Raw genomic sequence first — 26759 nt, 5'->3', positions numbered from 1 at the left:
GAGTTGATAATGAAAATTGTTGATGCTCGTCTTCCTGATCCTAAGCGTTTTATTTCTGGAGCTACAGGTGATTGGGAAGTTATTATTGGCATGGAAGTTCATGCGCAAGTCATATCAAATTCAAAGCTTTTTTCAGGTGCATCAACTAAGTTTGGAGCTGAGCCGAATAATCACGTGTCACTTGTTGATGCAGCTATGCCTGGTATGTTGCCTGTTATTAATCAAGCATGTATTCGTCAAGCTGTTCGAACTGGTTTAGGATTAAAAGCTAAAATTAATTTAAAATCTGTTTTTGATCGTAAAAACTATTTTTATCCAGATTTACCGCAGGGGTATCAGATTTCACAATTTCAGTATCCTATCGTAGGTGAAGGGAAAGTAGTTGTATCTATTGGACCAGATTCGAATGGTCAGTTTGAGGATATTGAAATTGGGATTGAAAGGTTGCACCTTGAGCAAGATGCTGGAAAATCTATGCATGACCAGCATCCAACAATGTCTTTTGTAGATCTTAATCGCTCAGGTGTTGCTCTTATGGAAATTGTTTCTAAACCAGATATGCGATCATCAGAAGAAGCAAAAGCCTATATGACAAAATTACGTACAATTGTTCGTTATTTGGGTACTTGTGATGGGAATATGGATGAGGGCTCTATGCGTGCAGATGTAAATATATCTGTTCGCCGTCCTGGTGGACCTTTTGGAACGCGCTGTGAAGTTAAAAATGTTAATTCGATTCGTTTTATTGGCCAAGCAATTGAATATGAGGCACGTCGCCAAATTGCAATTTTAGAAGATGGGGGTGTAATAGATCAGGAAACTCGACTTTTTGATGCAACAAAAGGTGAAACACGATCTATGCGTTCAAAAGAGGAAGCATATGACTATCGTTATTTTCCTGATCCTGATCTTTTACCGTTAGAGCTTGATCAGGTTTTTGTAGATACTTTAGCTTCAGAATTACCTGAATTACCTGATGATATAAAGGCGCGCTTTATCAATGAGATGGGGTTAACCGCATATGATGCTTCTATTCTTGTAACAGAAAAAGCAATTGCAGATTATTTCGAAGAAGTAGCACATGGGCGGGATGGAAAGATGGTTGCTAATTGGGTGATCAATGATCTTTTAGGCGCTTTAAATAAAGATAATCGTGATATTGAAGATACTCCGATTACAGCAAACCAATTGGGAGCAATTATTGATCTTATCAAAGTTGGAACTATTTCTGGAAAAATTGCAAAAGATCTATTTGAAATTATTTGGAATGAAGGTGGAGATCCACATCAGATTGTAGAAAAGCGTGGTATGAAGCAGGTAACGGATGCAGGAGTTATTGAAAGAGCTGTTGATGAAATTATTATCAATAACCCTGATAAAGTTTCTCAAGCACGAGAGAAGCCTGCTTTGATTGGTTGGTTTGTTGGACAGGTAATGAAGGCAACAGAAGGTAAGGCAAATCCTCAAACAGTTAATAAATTAGTTAAAAGTAAGCTTGGGATAGATTAATATATCAGGATGAAAATCCTGTAAGTATGATATTAACGTATGATATAATTCGTACAGATTAATAGTTAGTTATTTGGTTCAACTGCAATTGATGTTTCTAAGTATCATAATAAATTTATTCTTGTTGGAGTGATCTTATGAGGATTCGAAAGAAATAGGAGAAGAAATGTCTGGTTTTTTCAAGCAAATTTTTACATGGTGGAATGGTAATACTATTAATACACGCTTTTTTACATGGCGCCATGGTAAACGTATAGGAGAAGACCAGTTTGGTAATGTTTATTATGAAGGTAGTCGCCATAAGGATGGCTATTTACGCCGCTGGGTGATTTATAAAGATTATTCTGAGGCTTCTAGTATTCCTCCAGGTTGGCATGGATGGATTCACCACCGTTGTGATGTACCACCTACGGAAGAAAATTATCAATCATATAGTTGGGAGAAATCGCATATTTTAAATATGACGGGTACAAGTGAAGCTTACCGGCCAAAAGGATCTATTGCTTATAATCATGGAAACTTTTATGCTCGTGAAGATTATGATGCATGGTTACCTGAGGAGTAATAGGTGTATTTTTTCTTTGGTTATGTTTGTAATGATTTTTGTCAGGTGTAATTAATTTGGTATTATGAAGCTTTTATTATCAAAATTTGAGTATTTTTTTTATACTTTTTTATTAGGGGGTATAGCGGTTTTATTTACAGTTAGTTTTGTACAAGCTGAACGTATTAGCAATGAAATTGTTATTTTCACAGGTCTTGATAAAATTACGGGGCAGGTTACTAGTTTTGAAGTTCATATCGGTCAGGTTTATCAATATGGTGCTTTGCAAGTAATACCGCGAGTGTGTTATACAAGTTCTAAAAATGAACCAGCTCGTACTACTAGTTTTATTGAAGTTAGTGAAATGACATTGGAGAAAAAAACACGGCGTATTTTTACAGGATGGATGTTTGCAGATAGTCCTGGCTTAAATGCTGTTGAGCATCCTATTTATGATGTATGGCTAAAAGATTGCAAAAAAAATTCTGATATTCTTACAGATGAATGATTGTTATTACTTTGTTATGTAAGTCAAGAAATATGTGGTTACCTTTTTGATTAACAGATAAGTGATTTCCATTGTACTTTTACCTATATTGTGTGGGATGCTATTTATCAAGCCAATCAGCTATTTAAGCATAATAGTTATAGGCAAGTAATGAAAATTCGTTTTCCGGATGCATCATCGAATCCATATTTGGCCTTTTCAGCGCTTATTATGGCTGGTCTAGATGGTATAAAGAATAAGATACATCCTGGTCCAGCTATGGATAAAGATCTTTATGATCTGCCACCGAAAGAGCTCAAAGACATTCCTACAGTTTCTAGAAGCCTAGGCGAAGCACTTGAATTTCTTGATAAAGATCGCGATTTTCTTAAATCTGGCGATGTTTTTGATGATGACCAAATTAATTCCTTTATTGAATTAAAGCTGAAAGAAGTTCTGCGCTATGAAACAACCCCTCATCCTGTTGAATTTGATATGTATTATTCTGTTTAATGTAAGAATGAAAATTTTTGTTTGATTGTGATGGAATGCTAGAGCATTCTCATTAGAGGATTATCCTTCTATCAAATAGATTTTTATAAGGCATGTTTATTAGGAGATCATTTGAAACTAGCGATGAGAAGATTATTATCATTACGCGTTTAGACTATTTTTCAAAAATTATGTTTGGTTTATTTTTGTATTTTGAAGTTTAATGGAATATTTCTGCATTTTATTTTGATTCAGACATGAACTGATGGTGGTTATCGAAAGGGTTATAGGTTCCATACTTTTTGCGCCACTGTATAGGCTCAGTAAAGTTGCTAGACCAAAGGCCAATTTTATTGTTATAGGCGTTTTGTTCAGCACTTAAATATGTTGTTGGAACTGAATATTTATTGTCTTTTGATAGGATCAGCATGCCTTCTGCAAGCCCTATTTCTGCTAGATCGACTCCTTGCACAAAGCACTGAGCATAATGAGTTTCTTTTTCTATAACAGCTTGTTTACAAGATAAGTTATGTCCTAGAGTTTTTGTGACCAGCCATGCTGTTGTGACAGCTCCACATGGCCATTCTTGATTATCTAATTTTGCTTTTTGACGGGGTGCACATGTATCTACACCATATAAGTGAATATTTCGGACGATAGGTTTATGCTGAGGTTGTTCAGCAGGAATTATTAATTTAAATGTGACACCACTAGTCACAGATGCGATACCATTAAACACACCTTCATGATTATTTGAATCGCTATTGATCCAATTGAGATCTGGGTCATTTTCTTCTAATTTTTTTGGCACACTTGTTTCATAGTGCTTATTTTGTTCGATCTTGATCTCCATTGTATCTTGGTTTTCTTGCATTTTTAATGGTTCGAGAATATCTAGATCTGTTTTGTAATGGTTTTGGCTTATTATCCATATTCCTATAGAGCAGATAATGTAGACAAGAATAATCGATTTAAATCGCATTTGCCCAATCCTTATTGTTTCTATATCCTACAATTTTTTATGCATCTCTGCTTTTTTCCTAGATCTTAAAGAAAGCGTCTCAACAGCATTTGTTGCAAATTAAACACATTTTGCAAAGAAAAACATTATTTTACGCTCTTGATATTGTCATTTTGATAAAATAACAATATCCACATTAGCCTTTTTGGTTATAGATTTGATTAATTTCTGTCTCTCAGTCGGGGAATTCTAGTAAAGAATTTTTGTGATAGTTTGGTAGAACACTTGCGATTAAAGAATCTTAAAGTTGTAGGCCTGTAGTTTTAAAGTTTTTAAATTTGTAAAAGTAATATGATGTCAGTTTGTAATCAATATTCTTTCTGAAGAGGAGATTAAATGCCAAACATTATATCTAAGCATATTTATTATATCGCTTTTGCGCTACTTTTATCAATGTTTGCAGTGTTAACCCCTGCGTATGCTAATTCTGCTGCTGCCGGTATGGGAAATCTTGATACGGTTTTGCGGAATATTGTTACAATGATGACAGGGACAACAGCGAAGCTCATTGCAACGATCTGTGTTGCCGCTGTGGGTATTGGTTGGATGTATGGTGTTATTGATTTACGCAAAGCAGCATATTGTGTTCTTGGTATTGGTATTGTTTTTGGTGCTTCGGCTCTTGTTACGTTATTAATGGGGAGTTCATCATAAATGAATGAAGATACTCTTTTTCTTGCTTGCACACGACCAGCGATGTTTGCAGGTGTTACCGTAGAAGCAATGGCCTTAAATGTCATGGCAACATCTACTCTTTTTATCATAACAAGCAGCTTTTCAATGATCGGTCTTGGAGTTGGTTTGCATTTTATTTTACGCGAAATCACAAAACGCGATCATAACCAATTTCGTGTTTTATTCGCGTGGCTCAATACTCGAGGGAAACAAAAAAACCTGACAAGATGGGGTGGAGGATCTACGTCTCCTCTCCGTCTTGTCCGTACATACAAGGAGCTAAAATAAGTGAGACAACTGTCAGTGATGAAACGGGAATCTCTACCTGAGGAATTTATTCCTTATGTTCGTCATGTCAATCAGCATGTGATTGCATTAGACTCCCGTTGCTTGATGACAGTGATTTCTATCGAAGGAATCAATTTTGATACTGCAGATATCAAAGGATATTCTTAATTTTCAATATAATTAGCTCTGAGCAATATGAGAAAAAAATCTTTAAGAGTAATTTTAAAGCCTTCAAAAAGAAAAGATTTGCCTTCTTTTGATTGTGATTACACTTATCCTAACAGTGATGTATTAATCAATAAATATGGAATAAAGAATTCTCAAGCTCTTCATGAAAAGAGCGCGTATCATTCAGAGCAAGCGATTATTCGTTTGCGTCAAGAAGCTCTGCCAAATAAGTTTAATTCCTCTTATTTGAAACATATTCATAAATGTTTATTTGAAGATACGTTCGAATGGGCTGGCTGTACGCGTGATCTTACATTTAAATTTAAAAATGGCGTAGCTGCTAACATCTCAAAGATGCAAATACCAAATTCAAATGCTTTTTTTAAAAAGAGTAAAGCAGTTCCAAAAAGTTTACATAAATTTGATCAAGTGCTTTCGAAAAAAAATAATTTACAAGGCTTATCGCGTGAAGAATTTGTTGATGAAGCAACGAAGCTTTTTTCCTTTCTCAACTATATACATCCATTTAGAGATGGGAATGGGCTTGCACAACGAGTCTTTTTTGAAAGACTTGCTGAAGCTGCAGGCCATAAACTTGATTTTTCAGTTGTGACTCAAAAACGCATGATACATGCTTGTAATGATGCGATACCTGTAGAAGGTAATGTAAATTATGAAACGATGCAACATTTGTTCGAAGATATCTCTAATCCAGAAAAAAGACGCATTTTGAAGGATTATTTAAATGCTGTGTCTAATAATAAGCATGCATGTAATTTTTTGGATGATCAAATTATCATAACACCACGTGAAGGTGTGACTTATACAGGTTTTTATAAGGCTAGTAATGCGGATTCTATTATAGTTGAAACAGTAGACTTTTATATGGTATGCTGTAAAGATTATTTTACACCAGGACAGCTTAAGGCATTAAAACCTAATGATGAGATTACTTTTACAGTTTCAATAAATAAAGATTTAGATCAAATTCTCATCCCAGCAGAAAAAATACCTCCTTTAACGTCAGAAAAAATTCTTCAAAAAATTGAGAATCATATTAAACTTCAAAACAATCGAAAAGAAATTGAGAATTTATCACAAATTGTTTATGGAAATTCAAAAGCGTTAGATCCAAGTATTGATATAATTAATAAAGGACGAGAAGTAAGTAAAAAAATTCCTGAACAAATTTTAAATGATCCTGAATCTATTGCTAAGCTAGCTGGTTTTAAAATATTGGGTATAAGAACTCCAGGACGCAGAATAGCTGAAAGGAATCTTGCACCGCTTAGTCAAAAAATTAAAAATTATATGCGTTCCGTACAAATTACTAAAAATATAATCATTAGAAATCATGTAATAGAACAAAAACGCCTTTTACAAGAAGTAAGACTGCCTAGTAAGCTAATGCAAGATATCCTTAGCGTGGTTCAAAATGAGAAATCACAAGCCTTAAATGTAGAAAATTGTGTTAAGATCCAAAAAGAGCTTATTTCCTTTTTGACTAAATTTGAATCTCGTCTTTCAGAGACAGAATCTCAAGCATTCAGAGAAGGTGATTATAAACAAATCGCTGAAAGTATTGGTATGTCAGAACATAAAGCAAAAATACTTATAAGCACTGTTAATGAAGCAAAAAAAATGTATCGACAACTTCAACAATTGAAAGTGAATAAGTCTATACAGATGGCCGTAGCCGTTTAAAATACAAGCTTTTTTATAACAAAATTATAACATATTTTTGTTTTATAATTTATAAAAGGGGTTGTAATATGGCGTAGGTCAAAAAAAATATAAATTATGATACAATAGTTAATTTTAGGACTACAGTAAAAAATGGCATTTTCTGATATATCTTTAGCTCGTAATTATGTTTATCCTCACATGAAAGTATTAAAGAATAAACATAATATAATGAGTACTAAAAAACTTGCAGACGAATGTAAGCGTTATGCAAAAAAAGTAATGATCAATTTAAATAAGGAACCATTGCCCCAAGAATTTGATTCCTCTTACTTAAAATATATCCATCAACGCTTATTCGAGAGCACATTTGAATGGGCTGGATATACTCGTGATCTTTCGTTTACGTTTGATGATGGCACTGTTGCTGAAATGCCAATGATGAAAGTTCCAGACTCAGATATTTTTTATGTACAGGGTAAGAACATTCAAGAAAGCTTAAAGAAATTTGATCAACTACTTGCTTCAAAGAATAATTTGCAAGGTTTATCTCGTGAAGAGTTTATTGATGAAGCTGTGAAACTTTTTGCTTTTCTCAACTCTATAGCTCCTTTCAGAGCTGGTAATGAGCCTACACAACAAATATTTTTTGAAAAACTTGCTAAGGCTGCAGGTCATCAACTAGATTTTTCAGTTACGACAGAGAAACGTATAATGCGTGCCTGTATTGATTCAATGACTCTAGAGGGTGATGGGGCTCATAAAGAGATGAAACTTCTGTTTGAAGATATCTCTGATCCCCAAAAAATAATTGTTTTAAAGGATTTTATTCGACGCATACCTGGATTGGAGCGCGAGCGTTTGAATGATGAATATGTTATAATGGCAAAGGAAGGTATTACTTATACAGGTATTTATAAAATAAGTACTGTAAATTCCGTTATAATCGAAACAGCGGATTCTCATGTTCTATGCGTTAAAGATTATTTTCCACCGGAACAACTTAGGACATTAAAACCTGGTGATGTGTGTACCGTTACAGTTCCAATAGATATAGATCAAATTCTCATTCCAGCAGAAAAAATGGCTCCTTTAAAGGAAGAAGAAATAATCAGAAAAGTTTCACGTACTAATTGTATTAAAGAAAGCCAAAAGGAAATTGATTATCTTTTAAAGTTTGTTTATAGAGACATAACAGTATTAGACGAACAGATAATGTGTATTTATAAATGTCCTGAAACAAGTAAACAGCTTTCCGAACAGATTAGAAAATCTCCTCAAGCTTTTGGTAAGCTAGCTGGTTTTAAAGTATTTGGTATAAGGAGTCCAAAACGTAGGAGAGCTGAAAGAAATATTGAAAAACTCACTTCGGAGATTGAAAAACATGGGGAAATTGTGAAAAATGTTAAAGATGAAATTTCTCTAGAATTTGAAAAAGATCAAAAGCGTGTTGGGCAAGTGGTGAAAAAAGCTAGTAAAAAAATACAAGATATTCTTAATTTGCCAAAGGATGAGCAAAAAAATGCCTTAGAGGCCTCTCCTCTTCTTTACGAAGAGCTTCGCAGCTTTCTGAATGAAGTCAATTCTCGTCTTTCAGCAAGAGAGAAAGATTACATCTGTGACTATCATGATAAAAAACTTGCCGAAAGCATTGGTGTATCAGAAATGCACGCAATGACAATTATAAAAACTGTTAACAAAAGCGCAAAATTGTGTAAACAATTTGAAAAGATCAAAGAAAAAATTAAAAAAGTTGATTGTTCAGAAATAATGGCTATGGCCGTTTGAAAATACAGGTTTTTTACTTCTATTTTTGTATGGATAGGAAAAAATTCTGTGATAATGACTATTTTATAAATAAAGAAAAATTGTTTTTAACGAGTGTATAATATCAAAAGAATATAAAAATCAAAAGCATTCTTCTATTTTACAAAAATTAATAAAAAAGATAAACTATGTACTCTGGTTATTATTATCCTAATACTGAAGTATTAAAAAACAAATACGGAATAACAAATAATAGAGAATTACGCAAACAGTATTCTCGTGATATAAAAAAAATAATGATTGCTCTGCGCCAGGAGCCATCACCCGAGGAATTTAATTCTTCTTATCTAAAATATCTTCATGAACGCTTATTTGAGAACGCATTCGAGTGGGCTGGGTGTATTCGGGGTCGTGTATTTAAATTTGCAGATGGCACAACTGCCAAACAGCACATAGTAAAAACATCAGATTATAAAGATACGTTTTTAACTGGTTACAAAATTGAAAAAAGCTTTCAAGAATTTGATAAAATGCTTTCTGAAAAAAATAATTTACGGGGCTTATCGCGTGAAGAATTCGTCGATGAAGCAACAAAGCTTTTTTCCTTTCTTAACTATATACATCCATTCAAAGATGGAAATGGACATGCGCAACGAATATTTTTTGAAAAACTCGCAGAAGCTGCTGGCCATAAGCTTGATTTTTCAGTTGTGACCAAACAACGCATGATACATGCTTGTAGTAATGCAATGCCTAAGAATGCAAATTATGAAGCGATGCGGCATTTATTCGAAGATATCTCCAATCCAGAAAAAGTATATCTTTTACAAGAAGCTATCTACCCCCAATCTGGGAGTAGACGCGAAAGTCTGGATAATAAAATTGTGATGATAGCACATGAAGATGTTGCTTATACCGGTGTTTACAGAAAAAGTGATTTGAACTCTATTACGATCGAAACGGTGGATTCATATATCTTATGCTGTAAAGATTATTTTGCACCAGAACAACTTAAGGCATTAAAACCTAATGATGAGCTTACCTTTATAGCTTCAATAAATAACAATTTAGGTCAATTTCTCATCCCAGCAGAACAATTACCTCCTTTAAAGGAAGAAGAGGTAATTGAAAAAATTGAAAATGATGCTTGTATTCAAAAAAGCTTAGAAAAAATTAGAGCGTTATCAAAATTAATTTACAATAATCCCGAAATACTAGAACAAGATATAAGTCATATTAATGCAAATCCTAAAATGAGCAGAGAGCTTTCTGAACGGATTATAAATTCTCCTAAATCTATTGGTCGGCTCAAGGGTAGAAAAATTGGGCATATCAAAAGTCAAAAATATAAAATCTCTGAACAAAATGCTAAAATACTTGGTAATGAAATATTTAATTATGCAGATAAAGTATCAAATATTAGATGTACAATTATGAGAGAACATAAAGCAAAAGGAAGACGTCTTTTACAAACAGTAAAGATGCCTAGCAAAAAATTACAAGATATACTTAGTTTGTCTGTAACTTTGCAATTAAATGCTTTGCGTTCCTCTCCTGAAACTTATATAGAAATGAATCATTTCATACGTCAAATTACTTTGCGTTTATCAAAAAAAGAACATCAAAAGATGTATAATTCTAATTATCAAGAACTTTCTGCAAGTATTGGTATATCAGTAAATAAAGCGAAAATGCTTATAGAAACTGTTAATAAAGTCAATAAAATTTTGAACATATTGCAACCTAAAAATCCACAAATGCAATTTATGACCCTCTAAAAATGTAAGGTTTCGTTTAATATTCATAAATTAAGAGTTATTTATAATAATATTATAACTTTTAAGATACCATTCACATTATATGTTCAGTTAATAAGTGTGATTTTGTGGCATAATAAAAACAAAAGTAGGGTGTAATGAGATATACTAAAACGGGATTATTTCTTATTTTAATGCCAATAATTTTAGGCAGTTTAACAATATTTTTTGTTCCTTACATGTTATTATTTGCAACGAACGGATTACAAGATTATGAGAAATATTGGTATATCCGTTCAGAACCATTATTAGTGCAGCTGCTTGTTGTTGCTGTATCATTTGTTTACACCATATCGCAAAAACTGTATCTACGCAAAGCGATTACAATTGTTACAGCGTTTTTTTTTACGGGTGTTTCTCTTTACTATCTTAATTGCGAAATTAAACGCTTAAGTCCTTATATCGGCCAACAAGGAATAACGTGGAGTTATGCTCTGCAATTTATTGATGTCATGGTCATCTTTGGCATAATTGGTGGTATTTTTCTTTTAGCAGCCCAATTCTTAATAACTGCTCCGCTTAAAAATAAAAAAGGAGTAAAGCGTGCCAAAAAAGGAATTTTTGGTGATGCATCATGGATGAATTTAAGTGAGGCAAAAAAAATTTTTCCTGCGAATGGTCAAATTGTTATTGGTGAAAGATACCGTGTTGACGAAGATAGTGTGTACAACATTCCCTTTTCCCCTGGAAACAAGGCAACGTGGGGGAAAGGTGGAACATCGCCCTTATTAACCTTTAATCTTGATTTTGGTTCAACTCATATGATTTTTTTCGCTGGTTCTGGTGGATATAAAACAACAAGTACAGTGATCCCAGTATGTTTAAAATATCCAGGTTCTATTATTTGTCTTGACCCTTCAACAGAAGTTGCACCAATGGTTCAATTGACGCGTAAAAAGATGGACAATAGAAATGTTATTGTTCTTGATCCAACTTCAATATCAACGAAAACTTTTAATGTTCTCGATTGGCTTTTAGACAATAGTGTACCGCGAACACAACGTGAAGCTAATATCGTAGGTTTTTCTAAACTGCTACTCACTGACAAAAAATCAGAAAATTCTTCAGCAGAGTACTTTTCAACACAAGCGCATAATCTTTTAACTGCTCTTCTTGCGCATGTCATATTTTCTGATGAATATGACGACTGTGAACGTAATCTAAAAACATTGCGAAAAATCCTTTCTCAATCAGAAACAGCAGTTGTTAATCAATTACGCCATATTCAAGATACATCGCCTTCTCCTTTTATTCGCGAAATGGTTGGTATTTTTACAGAAATGGCAGATCAAACCTTTTCAGGTGTTTATACAACTGCCTCAAAAGATACTCAGTGGCTTTCTTTGTCTAATTATGCAGATCTTGTTTGTGGTGATGATTTTGCATCTTCAGATATAGCGGATGGGAATACAGATATTTTTCTGAATCTTCCGGCAAGTATTTTAAATAGCTATCCAGGAATTGGGCGTGTGATTATTGGTGCTTTTTTAAATGCAATGGTTATAGCTGATGGAAACTATAAAAAGCGCGTTTTGTTTGTTTTAGATGAAGTTGATTTGCTTGGCTATATGAATATTTTGGAAGAAGCGCGTGACCGTGGACGCAAATATGGCATATCCTTAATGTTATTTTATCAGTCCTCCGGTCAGTTGGTAAATCACTTTGGAAAATCAGGAGCGCAATCATGGTTTGAGAGTTGTTCGTTTGTGAGTTATGCTGCTATTAAAGATTTACAAACAGCTAAAGATATTTCAGAACGTTGTGGTCAAATGACTATAGAAGTGACTGGAGCAAGCAAATCTAAAGGACAATTTTTAAAAGGTTCTAAAAATATAAATTATCAACAAAGAGCGCTAATTTTACCTCATGAAATTATTCAAAAGATGCGACAAGATGAACAAATCATTCTTATGCAAGGGCAACCACCTTTGCGATGTGGACGAGCAATTTACTTTAGAAGAAAAGAGATGCTAGCTACTACTGAACAGAATCGTTTTGCTCCCAAAGGAAAGAAAGACTGATTAGAGATGATAATAAGCACATACAGCAAATATTTTTTGAAAAATTTACTGAATCTGTAAACCATCAATTAGATTTCTTAATTGTTATAGCAGAGCATATGATGATCTACGATATGGTTATCTATAATAAATATAATACTTATTGTAAAATATTCTGTTCATGGAAAAGTAGAAATGTTTTACATAAGTTATTTAAGTTTCTAAACAAATAATAGAGGCGTAATAAATAAGAAGCTATGCTTCCTAAAATACTTAAAACTTTAATAAGATATACAAAATATTTAGATTTTAGAAAATTATTTATAGTTAGTCTAATTCTATAAGAGGTTCTTTCAGTGATAAATTATGATAAAGAGCCGAACATGTCTTATTCATTATTTTCTTATTGTAATTAAACTTATTTAGGCAATAATACATTATTAAAAATGAATGTAGGATAAAGAATTCTCAAATTCTTGATAAAAAACGCAAATTGATTTTACTCATCAAATAACATAGCTTTTGATGAAAAGCACCTGAGTTAATATTTGCATCTTTGAAATGTTAACGATTATACTATTTTCAAATTTAAATGTAAGATCAGCAAGTAACACCTTGCCTATTCGAACATGTTCTTAAATAAGCATTTATAAAGATATTTTAAATAAGGTGAACAAACTTATTTGGCAGCATTTCTCGATGAAAATGAACAGCTGCTTGCTCTCAATCACACGCAGATTTCTTATAAAAAGATTGAGAATTCTTTATCCCATACTCATTTTTAATATATTGCTGCCAGAATAAATATAATCATGAGCTAAAGATAAATAGTATATTATTGTATCTCAACATTTATTGTTTTATTCACTCTTTATAGTGTTGCATTGTCCATAAGAGTATTAAATTCCTCTAATGAATATTCTCCCTTCGCATATCCTTCTAAAATTTCAAGCGTTTTAGAATGAAGAGTGATTCCCTCAATTGCATGTGTACTAATAGCTGCATCAACTGCTTCACGGCGTTTTTGTAATTCTTCTGACGTTAAAGATGTAGAATGATCAGTTGTTTTTTTCATGAACTCTTCCTTTCTTTTACTTGTTCTTATAAAATAGAAGCATATCTTCTTGTTTGTTCCGTTCTCTATTATTATTTAGAAACTTAAATAACTTATATAAAATATTTATGCTTTTCCATGAATAGAGTTGCTACAATAATTGCCATCTATAAATATTAAATGAATTATAACTCCACACACTTTAAACGGCCATATTGATTACTTCTGAGTGATCACGTTTGATTTCTTTTAACAAATTTTGTAGGTTTTTGCCTTGCATAAAGAGCTCTCTAATTTGTTTTGCTTTACTTTGTGATATACCAATGCTTTCAGCTAGCAAATCATAATTACCATCACGAAGCCATTTATGTTCTAGTGGCATAAGACGCTGATTGACTGCTTTTATAAAAATATTGAGTTCTTCTTGGAGTGAAGGAGAAAAACTTAAAGTTTCTTTTTGCATATCTTTTGACAAATTAAAAATATCTTGTAATGTTTTGCTAGGCATTTCCACTACTGTCGTAAGACATTTTTCCTTTATTAGATTCTCTCTAACAATTTCATTTTCTACCTCTTTTACAAGATCAACATAATCATAAACCTTCTGAGCAAGTGCTTCAACATTTTGTTCAGCGGTTTTGTATTTTGAAGTTTTCAACCATAATATTTTTCTGCCTGCCAATTCAGAAATAGACTTAGGACAATCGACTATTTTCTTTATAAAAATTTCCTGAAAATTTTTATCTTCAATAATGTTTTTTACACTTATCTTTTCATTAAAGTCTTTTAAATTTTTATAAACATACTTTGCATACATATCAACTTGTTGTCGCTTTAATTGGACAGCAGGATGACTCGTAATTTTTTCAATAAGTTGATCTGATGTTAAAGAAGCTACCACTTCTTTTGGAATAAGAATATTTTCCAAATTTTTTATATCTCTACTCATTGGAACTTTAAAACTCAGTGGACAACCAGATTTTAATTCCTTAACTTCATTTGGTAAAAAATAATCTTTTTTGAATACCATATAAAGAGATTTTGAAATATAATTAAGATCTACTTTGAGTAGAAGATGTTCCGCAGTCTCACGTTCATAAAAACTTAGATAATTATACCCTCTCTTTGGCATTACAATAATCATTTTTTGAGCATTTTTATACTCTAACTTACTCATGGAGCTTATGAACTCTTTCATAATACTCACTTTTTCTGGATTTGAAATATCTTCAAACATATGCTTCATAGCACTTATATCGCCCATAACACCAGAACGCACCATAGAGAGTATACTGCAAATTCTCATACGCTCTTCTGTAACAATTGAAAAATCTAGTTGATGACCTGCAGCTTCAGCAAGTCTTTCAAAAAACATTCGTTGTGTGCGACCATTACCATCTCTGAATGGGTGTATATAATTAATAAGAGCAAACATACTCGCTGCTTTATTAATAAAAGCTTGTCGCGATAAACCTTGAAAATCATTCTGTTCCGCAAGCGTTTTATCCATATTATCTAGGTATTGAGGAATTTTTTTACTCTCTAAAAAATAATCGTCAGAATTTACCTTTCTCATTGTGTGTATACTAGCAGTAGTGCCATCCTTAAATGTAAACGGGAAATTACGACTATTCCCAGCCCATTCAAATGTATTCTCGAACAAGCGTTTATGGATATATATTAGATAGGAAGAATTAAACCTTTCTGGTAGTGGTTCATGGTGCAAATTAACTATTGCTTTCACCGCATGATGTCCGCTTACCATGGACAAATTGTCTGAGTCTATTATTCCATGTTTATTTTTTAGTACTTGGGTTGCAGGATAAATATAGTTGTCGTACGATGATGAGGAGGCAGATAGTGGTTTTTTCATTTCTACCTCCATATTTCCCATTTCTTGCAATATCATTTGTATAGCAGTATCCATAAGGATATTAAATTCATTTAATGAACTTCCCTCTGCATATTTTTCTAAAATTAGAAGTGTATTAGGATGCAAGGCAATACGTTCAATAGTATGAGTATGAATCGCTGAATCGATAATCCAGCGACGTCTTTGAAGTTCTGCTACCGTTAGAGATGCCTGATCTTTGGATCTTTCCACTAAGCGATCCCTCCTATTTTTCCATTTTTGTAAAATAAAAATATGTTTTTATTTTGTTATAAAAAACTCATATTTTAAACGGCCACAGCCATCTGTATTGACTTTTTTATTTTCAATTGTTGAAGTTCTTGACATATTTTTTTTGCGTCATTAACAGTCTTTATAAGTGTTTTCGCTTTATGTTCTGAAATACCAACACTTTTAGCGATTTCTCTATAATTACCATCTCTGAGTTGTTGAGACTCTATCTCTGAAAGACGAGAATCGACTTTAGTCAAAAAGGAAATAAGCTCTTTTTGGATCTTAACACAATTTTCTACATTTAAGGCTTGTGATTTCTCATTTTGAACCACGCTAAGGATATCTTGCATTAGCTTACTAGGCAGTCTTACTTCTTGTAAAAGGCGTTTTTGTTCTCTATCATAATTTCTAATGATTATATTTTTAGTAACTTCTACAGCAGACATATAATTTTTAATTTTTTGACTAAGTGGTGCAAGATTCCTTTCAGCTGTTCTGCGTTTTGGACTCCTTATACCCAATATTTTAAAACCAGCTAGCTTAGCAATAGTCCTAGGATATTTTAAGATTTGCCCAGGAATTTTTTTACTTACTTCTCGTCCTTTATTAATTACATCAATACTTGGATCTAACGCTTTTGAATTTCCATAAACAATTTGTGATAAATTCTCAATTTCTTTTCGATTGTTTTGAAGTTTAATATGATTCTCAATTTTTTGAAGAATTTTTTCTGACGTTAAAGGAGGTATTTTTTCTGCTGGGATGAGAATTTGATCTAAATCTTTATTTATTGAAACTGTAAAAGTAATCTCATCATTAGGTTTTAATGCCTTAAGCTGTTCTGGTGTAAAATAATCTTTGCAGCATACCATATAAAAGTCTACTGTTTCAACTATAATAGAATCCGCATTACTAGCCTTATAAAAACCTGTATAAGTCACACCTTCACGTGGTGTTATGATAATTTGATCATCCAAAAAATTACATGCATGCTTATTATTAGACACAGCATTTAAATAATCCTTCAAAATGCGTCTTTTTTCTGGATTAGAGATATCTTCGAACAAATGTTGCATCGTTTCATAATTTACATTACCTTCTACAGGTATCGCATCATTACAAGCATGTATCATGCGTTTTTGAGTCACAACTGAAAAATCAAGTTTATGGCCTGCAGCTTCAGCAAGTCTTTCAAAAAAGATTCGTTGTGCAAGCCCATTCCCATCTCTAAATGGATGTATATAGTTGAGAAAGGAAAAAAGCTTCGTTGCTTCATCAACAAATTCTTCACGCGATAAGCCTTGTAAATTATTTTTTTTCGAAAGCACTTGATCAAATTTATGTAAACTTTTTGAAACTGCTTTACTCTCTTTAAAAAAAGCATCTGAATTTGGTATTTGCATCTTTGAGATGTTAGCAGTTACGCCATTTTTAAATTTAAATGTAAGATCACGCGTATAGCCAGCCCATTCGAACGTGTCTTCAAATAAACATTTATGAATATGTTTCAAATAAGAGGAATTAAACTTATTTGGCAGAGCTTCTTGACGCAAACGAATAATCGCTTGCTCTGAATGATACGCGCTCTTTTCATGAAGAGCTTGAGAATTCTTTATTCCATATTTATTGATTAATACATCACTGTTAGGATAAGTGTAATCACAATCAAAAAAAGACACATCTAATAATTTCTCTCTCTTTCTTATTCTTAAAGGTTTAAAAATTTTTTTTAAAGATTTTAAATTTTGCTTCTTCATGATCATTCACTCAAATATTATTTTAAATAAATACAACTTTTTCACATAGATTCTTATAAAGTTTTAGATGTTTTAGTATTGATATTTATATTGATACTAAAATCTGAATTTTTTTATTATACTTTTTTTAGTTACCTCCAATTTTAGTTAGCTCCAAAAATATTTCGTTGTTTGAAAGGATCATAATAAATCTCTGTAACTTTAAATTTTCCTTCAATCCGTTTACATTGAACAATAATATCAATCATTGAAATTAATAACCCGCGAATATCATCGCGCTCTAAATGTCCTCCTCCTTCACTTTCTTTAACCAAAAGCGTCATTTGCTCAAATGCAGCCAATGCTGTTGATGCATGAACTGTAGTAATAGAACCTGGGTGTCCTGAATTAACATTGCGAATATAATAGAAAGCAGTACCATCTCGTAACTCTTGTAGAAGAATACGATCAGGACGCATACGCAAGGCGGATTCTAATAATTCTTTTGGTCCAATAGAAGCTAAGCCATACCCACCTTTTGCATAGATCATAGAAACACAATTAAGATGCGGCACAACTAACTCTGGTGTATCTTCAATAGTTATAATACGCTCATCATCAGGAATTTTAGCTATTAATGCTTTTGACAGCGTTGTTTTACCAGCTCCTGTTTTCCCTGAAATAAGAATATTTTTTTGCAATTTCACAGCTTGATTTAAAAAGGAAACAAAATTTTTATTGTAATAATCAATTGCTAATTTATGCTCGACGTTTTTGAGTTCATCAAAACGCAATTGATAATCATTCAATGGAGTGAAAGAAATCTGTTCACACATTGAAAATAGACCTTTGTTGGCTAGATCTTCGAGCAAATAACTTCGGGATGATGGTTTACGAATTGTCATGCTGATAGTATTTTCTTTTACAGCTGGTGGTATAACAATTTGAATACGCTCATTATTTGGCAAAGTAGCGGATAATATTGGGTTTTTATCGGAAATACTTTGCTTAGAATAGGCCGCGATCACTTTAGCCATACCCATGAGTTCATTAAAGGAGAATTCTGGTACTTCTATTGTTTTCCATCCTGAAATTCCTTCAATCATGACTTGATAGGGACGATTAATAACGATCTCAAAAAGACTTTCATCTTTGAGAAAGTTATCAATTGGTTTAAGTTTTGTTAAAACGATAGCAGTGGTTTCATCGCTTAAATTTTGGAAGTTTTGTTTCATTTTAATGTCACTGTAGAATTTTTATGAAAGTCTCCTGAAAAGGCACGACGAATGACCTGTTTATTATTTTCAACAATTTTCAATTTATATACAGTTGAGAAATCCAGGTCGCGGGCAACAAAAACATTAACCATTTCACCCTGATTTTTGGTCAAGGTTGGAGGGATATTAGCGTAATTGTCCGCGATAATCTTTGCCATATATGTTCCTACAGAAAGGGTATATTTTTCTGAAGACACGGTATCTGTTGTTTGTTCTTGTGTTGTTGGCATTTTTAGTGAATCTAGCCGGTTATTTAAATAATTTGTTCCATCTCTGACGATTGAGACAAGAAGTGCAGAACCAAGTCGTTCAAACCAATGATTGTCAATATCGCCATCAACACCTGATCGACCTAAGAAATCTGTTGCGGGTGAGGATAATGTTATAATAATACCGTCTGGTGTTTTGGCTCTATTCCATAATATAAAGAGACGCGATTGGCCTTTTTTTAAACCCGCACGATATTCACCAATGATTTGCGTTCCTTTATCGAGCAAGACGATACGACCATTGTCTGATAAGATATCTCTAGAAACGATACAGCTCACAAACCCTTGTTGTTCACTACTGATTGCTGTTTCTAAGATACATGGGATGGAAGCTCCCATTGCAATGATGTAATTTCGGTTACCAAGCGTTGATGCACGAACACCATCTAACTTTGTTGGTTCGAGAAGTTGATTAAAGGATTGTGTTGTTTTATTCGAGTTATCATTGCTTTGGTTAGAAGGCACGCTATTATTTTCTGGAATACCCTGTTGCTGATTTGGATTAAAATAGGCTAAAACGGGAGCACGTTGCGCTGCTTCTAATAGTTTATGATCAGATTTTGGCTGATTGATTGTTGGCGCTGGTATTTCAACCTTAGGCAGCAGGGGGGTATTTTTATCAGCTAGCTCTAGAGGAGCTATTGTTGGTTTTATCGATTGGAAAAGCTCTGTTTGTCTGCTTCTTTCTTCTTTCGGCAATTCTATGGGCTGTTTTTTTGTGTCTTTTGAAGTTGAAAGGATTGCATATATTAAATAAATACAGACACCAAAGAGAATAAGAAGAGCAATGGCTTTTCCTAAATTAAAGCCCTCTTTTTTTTCTTGACCATCCTTTATTGTATCGCGGTCATTAAGATTTATTTCGTCCAATTCATCATTATTCATGGCTATTTCTCTACGTTTATTTCACGTTGGACAGAAGGTGATGTTGTACCGGTTTCTGGGTTAATTCCTCTTGGTATGAACCCTTTATTAAAGATACACAGGACTTCGTTACCACGTCGCAAAGTGAATTGCATGGCTATGGCGTGAACAATGACCTGGTTTCTTTTAATTGATTTTGGAACGATAGTTTCTTGTCCATCAAGTGTGACAAGATAAATGGCGGGGATTTCATTATTGTCTAAAAAGGTAAATGTTGTAGTTTTACCATTATCATAGACTGAACTTGGTTCAATGAGAGGTGAACCTTGAGCGATATAAGCCCAATTGCGTGGTCCAAAATGTTCATGCATATTGAGGATATTATCGACAAATTCTTCTTCATTTTTTTGTGCTTTGGCTTGTTCAGCTAATTGTTTACGCAATGCTTCATCTTCTGGATAACGAAACTTTACAAGGAAATATGTGTCATTACCGACGGAAACATCACCTTCACGCACTTGAAGTTCAAATTGATAAGATCGTTTTGTTCCATCTTGACGAGTTGTGACGATTTGTAGATTGGTAATCGGCTGAACTTCACGCGGTTTGAGAAAGACAAAGTGACCAGCTGGTGCTACTTGCCAAGCAACTGAATTGCCAATTCCAATATAGGCAATATTTTCATCATTAGCGAATTCAATCTGTACTGAAGAGCGAATAGATCCAATGATTTTTGTCACATTGTGTGGATCATAATTAATAAATCTAATTCGGTTGTCTTTATGTGCGCTTACGGGAGAAATTTCTGCCCATAAGAAAGACGCATGACAGTTTATTGCAACGAGGAGAGTTAAAAAAAATATTTTTATGACTCTAGTCATTGGACCACCTCTGGATCAGATCTATATGCTGATACTTGAAAGCCAAGCGGGTTAATTAAGCGATCTTCTACTGAAATGCGTGCATTAACGTAAGAAAAATTTAAGACTGAAACCCAATGGAAAATATCTTCTTTTCCATTGGAGTCTCTAATTGTTTTATAGTAACGTACTTGAACGAGATCTTTACTTAAAAAAGAGATCGATTTTATTGTGATTGTCACGGACATATTTTTATAGATATTTTGCGGACTGTCTGGATTATTTCCAGAATACCATTTGGCAAAGCGATTTTGTTCTTCTAGGGAAGATAAAAGAGAAACGATACGAAAGTTATTTTCTGTCTCTGATAATTGGAAACCTTCGCGTGCACGAATATATTTGCTGGCGAAGTAGCGCGTTATTACTTCATCGTAGTTTTGGGGTTCTTCTTTTAGAACACTGACAACATCGACAATACCTGTAGAATTATCCACACGAATAACGAAAGGCTCTACGGTTTTTAAGGGTGTTAATGCCACTACAGCTAAGGCTAAAGCGATTGTCATCAACCCAAAAAGCACAGTCAAGGCTACAGCAATTTTCATTTGTAGTCGCGTACTACGCATACGGTCAATATCAAATGACCGCGCTTCTCTTATATATTCTTTAAATTCATCACTTTTCATGTGTGATCTCCGCATTTTTATAAGAGGGCATTTGATGGTTTATTGTGTCTACAGAAGATGCGGGGAGTCCAATATGAGCTTTTGGTGCCTCATTTTCTTGTGTATTTAGGATAATAGGAGTTGTGATGGGTTTGATCGCCGTATTGTGAATGATGTTATGATGATTCCAGTTCCACTTACCATGATTGAGCATACGAGCATTCTGTCCATTACAGCGTGGAAGTTTTTGGGCTCCACTTTTTAAAGAAGCACAACCAGTAAGTGTTATCAAAAGGATCAAAATGATAGTGATTTTTAGTTGCATCATTTGGACTCGCAAACATTTTGAAAAATAAAACATTGGTGTTTTTCAGTCCATGATTTTACGAAAGCATGAACACTAATCTTTTGAAAAAGCTGGGAGAGCTTTGCATGGGTTGTGCATACAGTTAATATCTTGTGTGTGAAGGTATTGACTATAGCTACATTGAAGAGACGTTTGAGATTAAAATGAGCCACGTCCACCTCCTTGCATCATTTGCGCAGCTTGTGCAGCGTGTTGTGCAGCCGTAGAACCTCTCGTTGCTGCTGCTGCACTTGCTGCACTTCTACCGGCACCAAAGCTTCTTCCAACAAAACCCAAAGTATTAGAAGCCATTGAGATCATTTGTGATCCTGTTGATACTCCAGCATGATGATATGGTCCTCCACTAGAAAGTGCAGAAGCAATGGTGGGAAGTGATTGGAAGAGATCTACGCCCACTATTGAGACGACAAGAACAGGGGGGAGCAAGAAATAGATTGAAGTATATGAACTATCGAAAACATAAAGCATAATTTTGCACATCATTGTTCCAAGCATCATTACGAGAACTTGCAAAATTGTAAAATTAACTAATGTTGTAATCCATGCATCAGAATATCTGCGGGTTACATTGAACAAATATAAACTAATAAAAAGAGGTCCAAGACCTATCACCATGATTAATGTAATTTTTGCAAACATTTGAATAATAAAACCGACTGTACAAAAAAAGATAACTGCCAAAAACATTAAACCACCAATCAGTGCAACCGTAATTTTATTGAAAAATGAAGCATTATTTAGAAACTCTTGATAACGCATATTTGTAACTAATAAGAGATAATCAAAAACATCAGAGTCAACCGGACTGCTATTAAACGCATTCCCAATAGCATTGGCTAAATTACCGAAAAATATATCTTTGATATAAATATTAAATACGTCTGCATTAGTTGCCATTGTTGTCACAACAACGATTTTAATAACATTATTAAGAAGACTATGCATCGAAAGGGCGACGTGGCCAGTCATAACATTGTAACCATATAAAAAGATAAAAATAATGGCTGCAAGATTTAATGGTGCTGCAATAGCAGAAGATAAGCTACTGACTGTTGTATCTACGACATCATTGAGTGGTGTCAAAATATACGAAGAAACAGTTTCGAATGGAGTAAATTTAAAATCTGACTCCTGAGTTGTCGCATTCATCAATTTCATCAGTTTTATCTCATTCCAATTTTATTTTTAATGTTTGATAAATATGAATTTATGATCTTTTGTTGCATTTTCTCCATGCTCTTTCTGTGATTGATGATTTCCATTTAATAATAGAAAGAGCTTGAATGAGAGTATTCATTTGAAAATTAGCCAACTACATTTGAAGAGCTTCCTTTTCTTCTTTTTGACTAACTGGAGTCAATTTAATACTTGACCTTAGCTTTAGCTTGATCCAATTTGTCTTGCAGTGTTTTTTGAAGAGCTTCCTGATTTTTCTGTTCTTCTTTTTCACGTTCTTGTTCTTTTGATTGAGCATTTTCCGATTTCATAATAGAAGAAGCCTGAAGTTTTAGAGTATCTACTTGAAGATTAGCTTGAAGAATAGCCAACTCCCTTTGAAGAGCTTCTTTTTCTTCTGGTTTAAGAGTCTGTGATGAAAATTTGTTATTGATTTCTTGAATCTTTTTCTGATTTTCAACTGCTGAAGTATAAATAGATTCAGCTATTTCTGATGTGGGCCGACTACCTTCTGATAGGGATGTTCCTTGTTGTGTGACACTTTGATAATATGAATCAACTTCTGTGTTTCCCGATTGCGATATTGCATGAGAGATAAAGCATAATGATAAAAACATAATCAGATATTTTTTCATTGGGATTGTTTCCTTTTGTAAAATATAGGTAGCCATATATCCGGATTTTCCCCATATTCACTTATAATTTGGTTGACGAGTTCAACATTTCTACTTGTTCCGCTTAAGACAGCAATTTCGTTATCCATTCCACGTAAATTAAGTTCTGCAACAATAGAACTTTGGCCTTGTTTAATGAGAAAACGACGAGATTCCCTGCTTAATTCTGATTGGATTAGCTCAAATTCACGTTCAGTGAGTTTAAAGTTTTCAACATAATCATTGTAATTGGCTTTTTGATTTGGAAAAAACAGTTGGGTAGGACATTGCTCAATGATTGTGTGAGCGATTGTTGAATTCAAAGCATCTCTAGGGCTTTGTGTGGCAAAGAGCATCATGCCATTTTGTTTACGAATCGTTTTGAGACGATCTTGAGTAAAAGCTTTAAATGAATCATCTTCAAGGGCTTTCCAGAATTCATCGATAACAATAATGATACGTCGACCATCAATAAGATCGAGAATGCGGTTAAACAAATACATCATCAAAGGGCGACGAATTTCTTCATTATCTAAGAAATCCGTCATGTCATAACCTATAAATTGAGCATCTAAATTGAGATCATCGTGATCATTATCAAAGACCCACCCTAAAGCATTACCTTTGATCCAACGTTGTAAACGTATGGCAATACCTTCTGTGGAAGTATTATCAAAAAACAGTTGAAGCGCACTGAAGGAGCGTTGTGATAGAGGAAGACTTTCTAAGGAATTAATCGCTCTAGCAATATCCTGCCGCTCTTGTTCTGTTACTGTTTGGCCATCCGCGGTAACTAATTTTAAGACCCAGTGCTGAAGAAAGAGTTTGTTTTTTTCAGTGTATTCCATCCCTTTTAATGGAGCAATACCAGTAGGTTGACCATTTTTCAGAGGCTTATATTTGCCTCCTCCAGCACGAACAAAGATCTCTGCTCCTTGATCTTTATCAAAAAAGACTATTGTTGGGTTGTGTTTTTGCAATTGTGCAAGAAGAAAATTAACAATGACTGTTTTTCCAGACCCTGATGGACCACATACAAAGGTATTACCAACATCACCAAAATGAAAATTAAAATAATAAGGAGAGCCAGCCTGTGTTTGTAATAAGGCGACGGCAGAACCCCAAACATTACCTTTGAGTTTGCCAATAGGAAAGGAATGGAAGGGGGATAATGCTGCAAAATTCCTGCTGCTAATAGCTCCAGAACGTGCTCGATAGTTAAAGTTCCCAGGAAGTTGTGCCCACCATGCTGCTTCTAACCCTAAATCTTCTCTGGCTATAACGGCCCCACCATTAGTAAGATATGAACGGGCTTTCGACAGATATTCTGTCAATTCTTGTAGACGATCAGAAAAAACAGCTAAAGAGAGATGATGTTCTCCCAAAACAAAACGATTCGATTCTAAATCATCAAGGGCCTCATCAAGGCCATCAATTTGTGAGCTGGCACGATCAGCTACATTAATCATTTGATTTTGTTTACGGCTCATAATAGCGCTTGCAACTGCTTTACTTTTAAAAACAAAGGATTGCGTTAAGATGAATTCAAAGGGCGCCGTCAATAAGCCATCTGTCATACCAGGACGTGTTTTAGAAGGATATTCTTTCCATCCAAACATACCAACAAAGCGTTCATTGCTTTCATGACGAATTTCAATAATTTCTTTGCCGAAAATAACACGATCTGAATAAATCGTTGAGGCAATAGTACCAAATGTAAGGGGTATGCGCTCACGTCTTCCTCCCACCAATTGATGAAGAAATTCACTTTGCTCAGAAAATACAATGTCATTGTATTCGTAAGTAGATAAAAGCCGTGCTCCATAACACTCCAGACCTTGTATAAGATCTTGACTTAACTCTTCAATTTTCCGAATAGCTTCAGAATCTGGTTCCGATTGCATCTTCTTTGCTTGCGTTAAGCGGTGAAAAAAAGAAGCTAACTGTTCAGTTTTATCTGCTGCAGGATTCCAGATAACCGAAAGGAATAGATCATTTCGATAAAGATCTTGCAAAATCATTTTTTGTTTGTATTGCCGATCTAAAGCTGTTGCAAAAGATGAAGAAAATTGACTCTCTGGGTAAATTTTTTCGCGTCGGCGAATGATGTGAGAATATAAAGCGACACGTTCATCTGCTATATTTTTCAAAAGCGTATTTAATTGGGTATGTAAAGAATTTAATTGGCTGATATCTGCAGTATCAAAATTGATTCCTTCGATAGAAATCACTGTCATCAAGCAACGGGAGTCTAATGCAATCACATGCTGATTGACATGACGAACATAAGGAATAAATTCCTCAGGTAGAGATTCCCGTTTCATCACTGACAGTTGTCTCACTTATTTTAGCTCCTTGTATGTACGGACAAGACGGAGAGGAGACGTAGATCCTCCACCCCATCTTGTCAGGTTTTTTTGTTTCCCTCGAGTATTGAGCCACGCGAATAAAACACGAAATTGGTTATGATCGCGTTTTGTGATTTCGCGTAAAATAAAATGCAAACCAACTCCAAGACCGATCATTGAAAAGCTGCTTGTTATGATAAAAAGAGTAGATGTTGCCATGACATTTAAGGCCATTGCTTCTACGGTAACACCTGCAAACATCGCTGGTCGTGTGCAAGCAAGAAAAAGAGTATCTTCATTCATTTATGATGAACTCCCCATTAATAACGTAACAAGAGCCGAAGCACCAAAAACAATACCAATACCAAGAACACAATATGCTGCTTTGCGTAAATCAATAACACCATACATCCAACCAATACCCACAGCGGCAACACAGATCGTTGCAATGAGCTTCGCTGTTGTCCCTGTCATCATTGTAACAATATTCCGCAAAACCGTATCAAGATTTCCCATACCGGCAGCAGCAGAATTAGCATACGCAGGGGTTAACACTGCAAACATTGATAAAAGTAGCGCAAAAGCGATATAATAAATATGCTTAGATATAATGTTTGGCATTTAATCTCCTCTTCAGAAAGAATATTGATTACAAACTGACATCATATTACTTTTACAAATTTAAAAACTTTAAAACTACAGGCCTACAACTTTAAGATTCTTTAATCGCAAGTGTTCTACCAAACTATCACAAAAATTCTTTACTAGAATTCCCCGACTGAGAGACAGAAATTAATCAAATCTATAACCAAAAAGGCTAATGTGGATATTGTTATTTTATCAAAATGACAATATCAAGAGCGTAAAATAATGTTTTTCTTTGCAAAATGTGTTTAATTTGCAACAAATGCTGT

General features: G+C 34.0%; 24 protein-coding genes and 1 pseudogene. 11 read left to right on the top strand and 14 right to left on the bottom strand.

The window, feature by feature from the left end:
* The first annotated feature begins 9 nt into the window (after window positions 1–9).
* The 4 genes and pseudogenes from gatB to glnA form a co-directional block, all read left to right on the top strand.
* Window positions 10–1509: an Asp-tRNA(Asn)/Glu-tRNA(Gln) amidotransferase subunit GatB gene (gatB, locus tag BA1379B_RS03250; RefSeq protein WP_035007357.1), complete on the top strand. Its 1500-nt coding sequence runs from the start codon at window positions 10–12 to the stop codon at window positions 1507–1509.
* Between the two features lie 166 nt (window positions 1510–1675).
* Window positions 1676–2074 (top strand): NADH:ubiquinone oxidoreductase subunit NDUFA12, encoded by a 399-nt coding sequence (locus BA1379B_RS03245; protein WP_035007362.1) that lies wholly within the window; start codon window positions 1676–1678, stop codon window positions 2072–2074.
* 64 nt (window positions 2075–2138) lie between these two features.
* Window positions 2139–2561 carry a DUF2155 domain-containing protein gene (locus BA1379B_RS03240; protein ID WP_035007364.1) on the top strand — a complete coding sequence of 141 codons (423 nt, stop codon included), beginning with the start codon at window positions 2139–2141 and terminating at the stop codon, window positions 2559–2561.
* Between the two features lie 150 nt (window positions 2562–2711).
* Window positions 2712–3053 (top strand): annotated as a pseudogene (glnA, locus tag BA1379B_RS03235) (glutamine synthetase); the annotation flags it as partial.
* Window positions 3054–3273: 220 nt separating this feature from the next.
* Here glnA and BA1379B_RS03230 read toward each other — a convergent pair.
* Entirely contained in the window at window positions 3274–4014 is a 741-nt protein-coding gene (locus tag BA1379B_RS03230; protein ID WP_035006338.1) for a hypothetical protein, read from the bottom strand.
* A 375-nt stretch (window positions 4015–4389) separates the two neighbouring features.
* On the opposite strand from BA1379B_RS03230, the gene BA1379B_RS03225 reads away from it, so the two are divergent.
* From BA1379B_RS03225 to traG, 7 genes are all read left to right on the top strand, one after another.
* Entirely contained in the window at window positions 4390–4707 is a 318-nt protein-coding gene (locus tag BA1379B_RS03225; RefSeq protein ID WP_078688185.1) for a TrbC/VirB2 family protein, read from the top strand.
* Window positions 4708–5016 (top strand): type IV secretion system protein VirB3, encoded by a 309-nt coding sequence (locus tag BA1379B_RS03220; protein WP_035006340.1) that lies wholly within the window; start codon window positions 4708–4710, stop codon window positions 5014–5016.
* A complete protein-coding gene (locus tag BA1379B_RS06725; protein ID WP_153300856.1) occupies window positions 5017–5184 on the top strand; it encodes a hypothetical protein in 168 nt (55 codons plus the stop codon).
* Window positions 5185–5262: 78 nt separating this feature from the next.
* Complete coding sequence (locus BA1379B_RS03215; RefSeq protein ID WP_236829075.1) at window positions 5263–6888, top strand: BID domain-containing T4SS effector; 1626 nt, start codon at window positions 5263–5265, stop codon at window positions 6886–6888.
* 132 nt (window positions 6889–7020) lie between these two features.
* Window positions 7021–8655 (top strand): BID domain-containing T4SS effector, encoded by a 1635-nt coding sequence (locus BA1379B_RS03210; RefSeq protein WP_078692376.1) that lies wholly within the window; start codon window positions 7021–7023, stop codon window positions 8653–8655.
* Between the two features lie 167 nt (window positions 8656–8822).
* Complete coding sequence (locus BA1379B_RS03205; RefSeq protein WP_078692375.1) at window positions 8823–10412, top strand: BID domain-containing T4SS effector; 1590 nt, start codon at window positions 8823–8825, stop codon at window positions 10410–10412.
* Window positions 10413–10549: 137 nt separating this feature from the next.
* Window positions 10550–12472 carry a Ti-type conjugative transfer system protein TraG gene (traG, locus tag BA1379B_RS03200; RefSeq protein ID WP_035007370.1) on the top strand — a complete coding sequence of 641 codons (1923 nt, stop codon included), beginning with the start codon at window positions 10550–10552 and terminating at the stop codon, window positions 12470–12472.
* Between the two features lie 850 nt (window positions 12473–13322).
* Here the strand turns inward: traG and BA1379B_RS03195 are convergent.
* The 13 genes from BA1379B_RS03195 to BA1379B_RS03130 all read right to left on the bottom strand — a co-directional run bounded on the left by BA1379B_RS03195 (window position 13323) and on the right by BA1379B_RS03130 (window position 26466).
* The gene (locus BA1379B_RS03195; RefSeq protein WP_035007373.1) at window positions 13323–13526 is read right to left on the bottom strand and encodes an antitoxin VbhA family protein; all 204 of its coding nucleotides are present in this window, start codon (window positions 13524–13526) and stop codon (window positions 13323–13325) included.
* A 181-nt stretch (window positions 13527–13707) separates the two neighbouring features.
* Entirely contained in the window at window positions 13708–15609 is a 1902-nt protein-coding gene (locus BA1379B_RS03190) for a BID domain-containing T4SS effector (RefSeq protein WP_078692374.1), read from the bottom strand.
* 74 nt (window positions 15610–15683) lie between these two features.
* A complete protein-coding gene (locus tag BA1379B_RS03185; protein ID WP_236829074.1) occupies window positions 15684–17309 on the bottom strand; it encodes a BID domain-containing T4SS effector in 1626 nt (541 codons plus the stop codon).
* A 221-nt stretch (window positions 17310–17530) separates the two neighbouring features.
* A complete protein-coding gene (gene virB11, locus BA1379B_RS03180; protein WP_078673798.1) occupies window positions 17531–18601 on the bottom strand; it encodes a P-type DNA transfer ATPase VirB11 in 1071 nt (356 codons plus the stop codon).
* Window positions 18598–19797: a type IV secretion system protein VirB10 gene (gene virB10, locus BA1379B_RS03175; RefSeq protein WP_078673469.1), complete on the bottom strand. Its 1200-nt coding sequence runs from the start codon at window positions 19795–19797 to the stop codon at window positions 18598–18600. Before virB10 ends, virB11 begins: the two co-directional genes overlap by 4 nt.
* A 2-nt stretch (window positions 19798–19799) precedes the next feature.
* Window positions 19800–20657, bottom strand: coding sequence for a P-type conjugative transfer protein VirB9 (gene virB9 / locus BA1379B_RS03170; RefSeq protein ID WP_035006348.1), 858 nt, complete (start codon window positions 20655–20657; stop codon window positions 19800–19802).
* Entirely contained in the window at window positions 20654–21322 is a 669-nt protein-coding gene (locus BA1379B_RS03165) for a virB8 family protein (protein WP_078673470.1), read from the bottom strand. The genes virB9 and BA1379B_RS03165 overlap by 4 nt, the downstream gene beginning before the upstream one ends.
* Complete coding sequence (locus tag BA1379B_RS03160) at window positions 21312–21629, bottom strand: conjugal transfer protein TraJ (RefSeq protein ID WP_235692210.1); 318 nt, start codon at window positions 21627–21629, stop codon at window positions 21312–21314. The genes BA1379B_RS03165 and BA1379B_RS03160 overlap by 11 nt, the downstream gene beginning before the upstream one ends.
* Window positions 21630–21806: 177 nt before the next feature.
* Complete coding sequence (locus BA1379B_RS03150; RefSeq protein WP_269466626.1) at window positions 21807–22826, bottom strand: type IV secretion system protein; 1020 nt, start codon at window positions 22824–22826, stop codon at window positions 21807–21809.
* A gap of 203 nt (window positions 22827–23029) precedes the next feature.
* Complete coding sequence (locus BA1379B_RS03145) at window positions 23030–23479, bottom strand: type IV secretion system protein VirB5 (RefSeq protein ID WP_172802076.1); 450 nt, start codon at window positions 23477–23479, stop codon at window positions 23030–23032.
* On the bottom strand, window positions 23476–25830 hold the full coding sequence (locus BA1379B_RS03140; protein WP_172802090.1) for a VirB4 family type IV secretion/conjugal transfer ATPase: 2355 nt from the start codon (window positions 25828–25830) through the stop codon (window positions 23476–23478). The genes BA1379B_RS03145 and BA1379B_RS03140 overlap by 4 nt, the downstream gene beginning before the upstream one ends.
* A 9-nt stretch (window positions 25831–25839) precedes the next feature.
* Window positions 25840–26148, bottom strand: coding sequence for a type IV secretion system protein VirB3 (locus tag BA1379B_RS03135; protein WP_035006340.1), 309 nt, complete (start codon window positions 26146–26148; stop codon window positions 25840–25842).
* The gene (locus BA1379B_RS03130; RefSeq protein ID WP_078688185.1) at window positions 26149–26466 is read right to left on the bottom strand and encodes a TrbC/VirB2 family protein; all 318 of its coding nucleotides are present in this window, start codon (window positions 26464–26466) and stop codon (window positions 26149–26151) included.
* Window positions 26467–26759 lie beyond the last annotated feature (293 nt).

This window comes from Bartonella sp. A1379B (assembly GCF_002022485.1).
GTDB lineage: Bacteria > Pseudomonadota > Alphaproteobacteria > Rhizobiales > Rhizobiaceae > Bartonella > Bartonella rochalimae.
Note: the sequence above shows the minus strand (reverse complement) of the source record. Positions and strands in the feature narration are given on the sequence as shown.

Coding starts and splice junctions, on each gene's coding strand:
- gatB (WP_035007357.1), top strand. CDS start 10: ATGAAAATTGTTGATGCTCGTCTTCCTGATCCTAAGCGTTTTATTTCT.
- BA1379B_RS03245 (WP_035007362.1), top strand. CDS start 1,676: ATGTCTGGTTTTTTCAAGCAAATTTTTACATGGTGGAATGGTAATACT.
- BA1379B_RS03240 (WP_035007364.1), top strand. CDS start 2,139: ATGAAGCTTTTATTATCAAAATTTGAGTATTTTTTTTATACTTTTTTA.
- BA1379B_RS03230 (WP_035006338.1), bottom strand. CDS start 4,014: ATGCGATTTAAATCGATTATTCTTGTCTACATTATCTGCTCTATAGGA.
- BA1379B_RS03225 (WP_078688185.1), top strand. CDS start 4,390: ATGCCAAACATTATATCTAAGCATATTTATTATATCGCTTTTGCGCTA.
- BA1379B_RS03220 (WP_035006340.1), top strand. CDS start 4,708: ATGAATGAAGATACTCTTTTTCTTGCTTGCACACGACCAGCGATGTTT.
- BA1379B_RS03210 (WP_078692376.1), top strand. CDS start 7,021: ATGGCATTTTCTGATATATCTTTAGCTCGTAATTATGTTTATCCTCAC.
- BA1379B_RS03205 (WP_078692375.1), top strand. CDS start 8,823: ATGTACTCTGGTTATTATTATCCTAATACTGAAGTATTAAAAAACAAA.
- traG (WP_035007370.1), top strand. CDS start 10,550: ATGAGATATACTAAAACGGGATTATTTCTTATTTTAATGCCAATAATT.
- BA1379B_RS03195 (WP_035007373.1), bottom strand. CDS start 13,526: ATGAAAAAAACAACTGATCATTCTACATCTTTAACGTCAGAAGAATTA.
- virB11 (WP_078673798.1), bottom strand. CDS start 18,601: ATGAAACAAAACTTCCAAAATTTAAGCGATGAAACCACTGCTATCGTT.
- virB10 (WP_078673469.1), bottom strand. CDS start 19,797: ATGAATAATGATGAATTGGACGAAATAAATCTTAATGACCGCGATACA.
- virB9 (WP_035006348.1), bottom strand. CDS start 20,657: ATGACTAGAGTCATAAAAATATTTTTTTTAACTCTCCTCGTTGCAATA.
- BA1379B_RS03165 (WP_078673470.1), bottom strand. CDS start 21,322: ATGAAAAGTGATGAATTTAAAGAATATATAAGAGAAGCGCGGTCATTT.
- BA1379B_RS03160 (WP_235692210.1), bottom strand. CDS start 21,629: ATGATGCAACTAAAAATCACTATCATTTTGATCCTTTTGATAACACTT.
- BA1379B_RS03150 (WP_269466626.1), bottom strand. CDS start 22,826: ATGAAATTGATGAATGCGACAACTCAGGAGTCAGATTTTAAATTTACT.
- BA1379B_RS03145 (WP_172802076.1), bottom strand. CDS start 23,479: ATGAAAAAATATCTGATTATGTTTTTATCATTATGCTTTATCTCTCAT.
- BA1379B_RS03135 (WP_035006340.1), bottom strand. CDS start 26,148: ATGAATGAAGATACTCTTTTTCTTGCTTGCACACGACCAGCGATGTTT.
- BA1379B_RS03130 (WP_078688185.1), bottom strand. CDS start 26,466: ATGCCAAACATTATATCTAAGCATATTTATTATATCGCTTTTGCGCTA.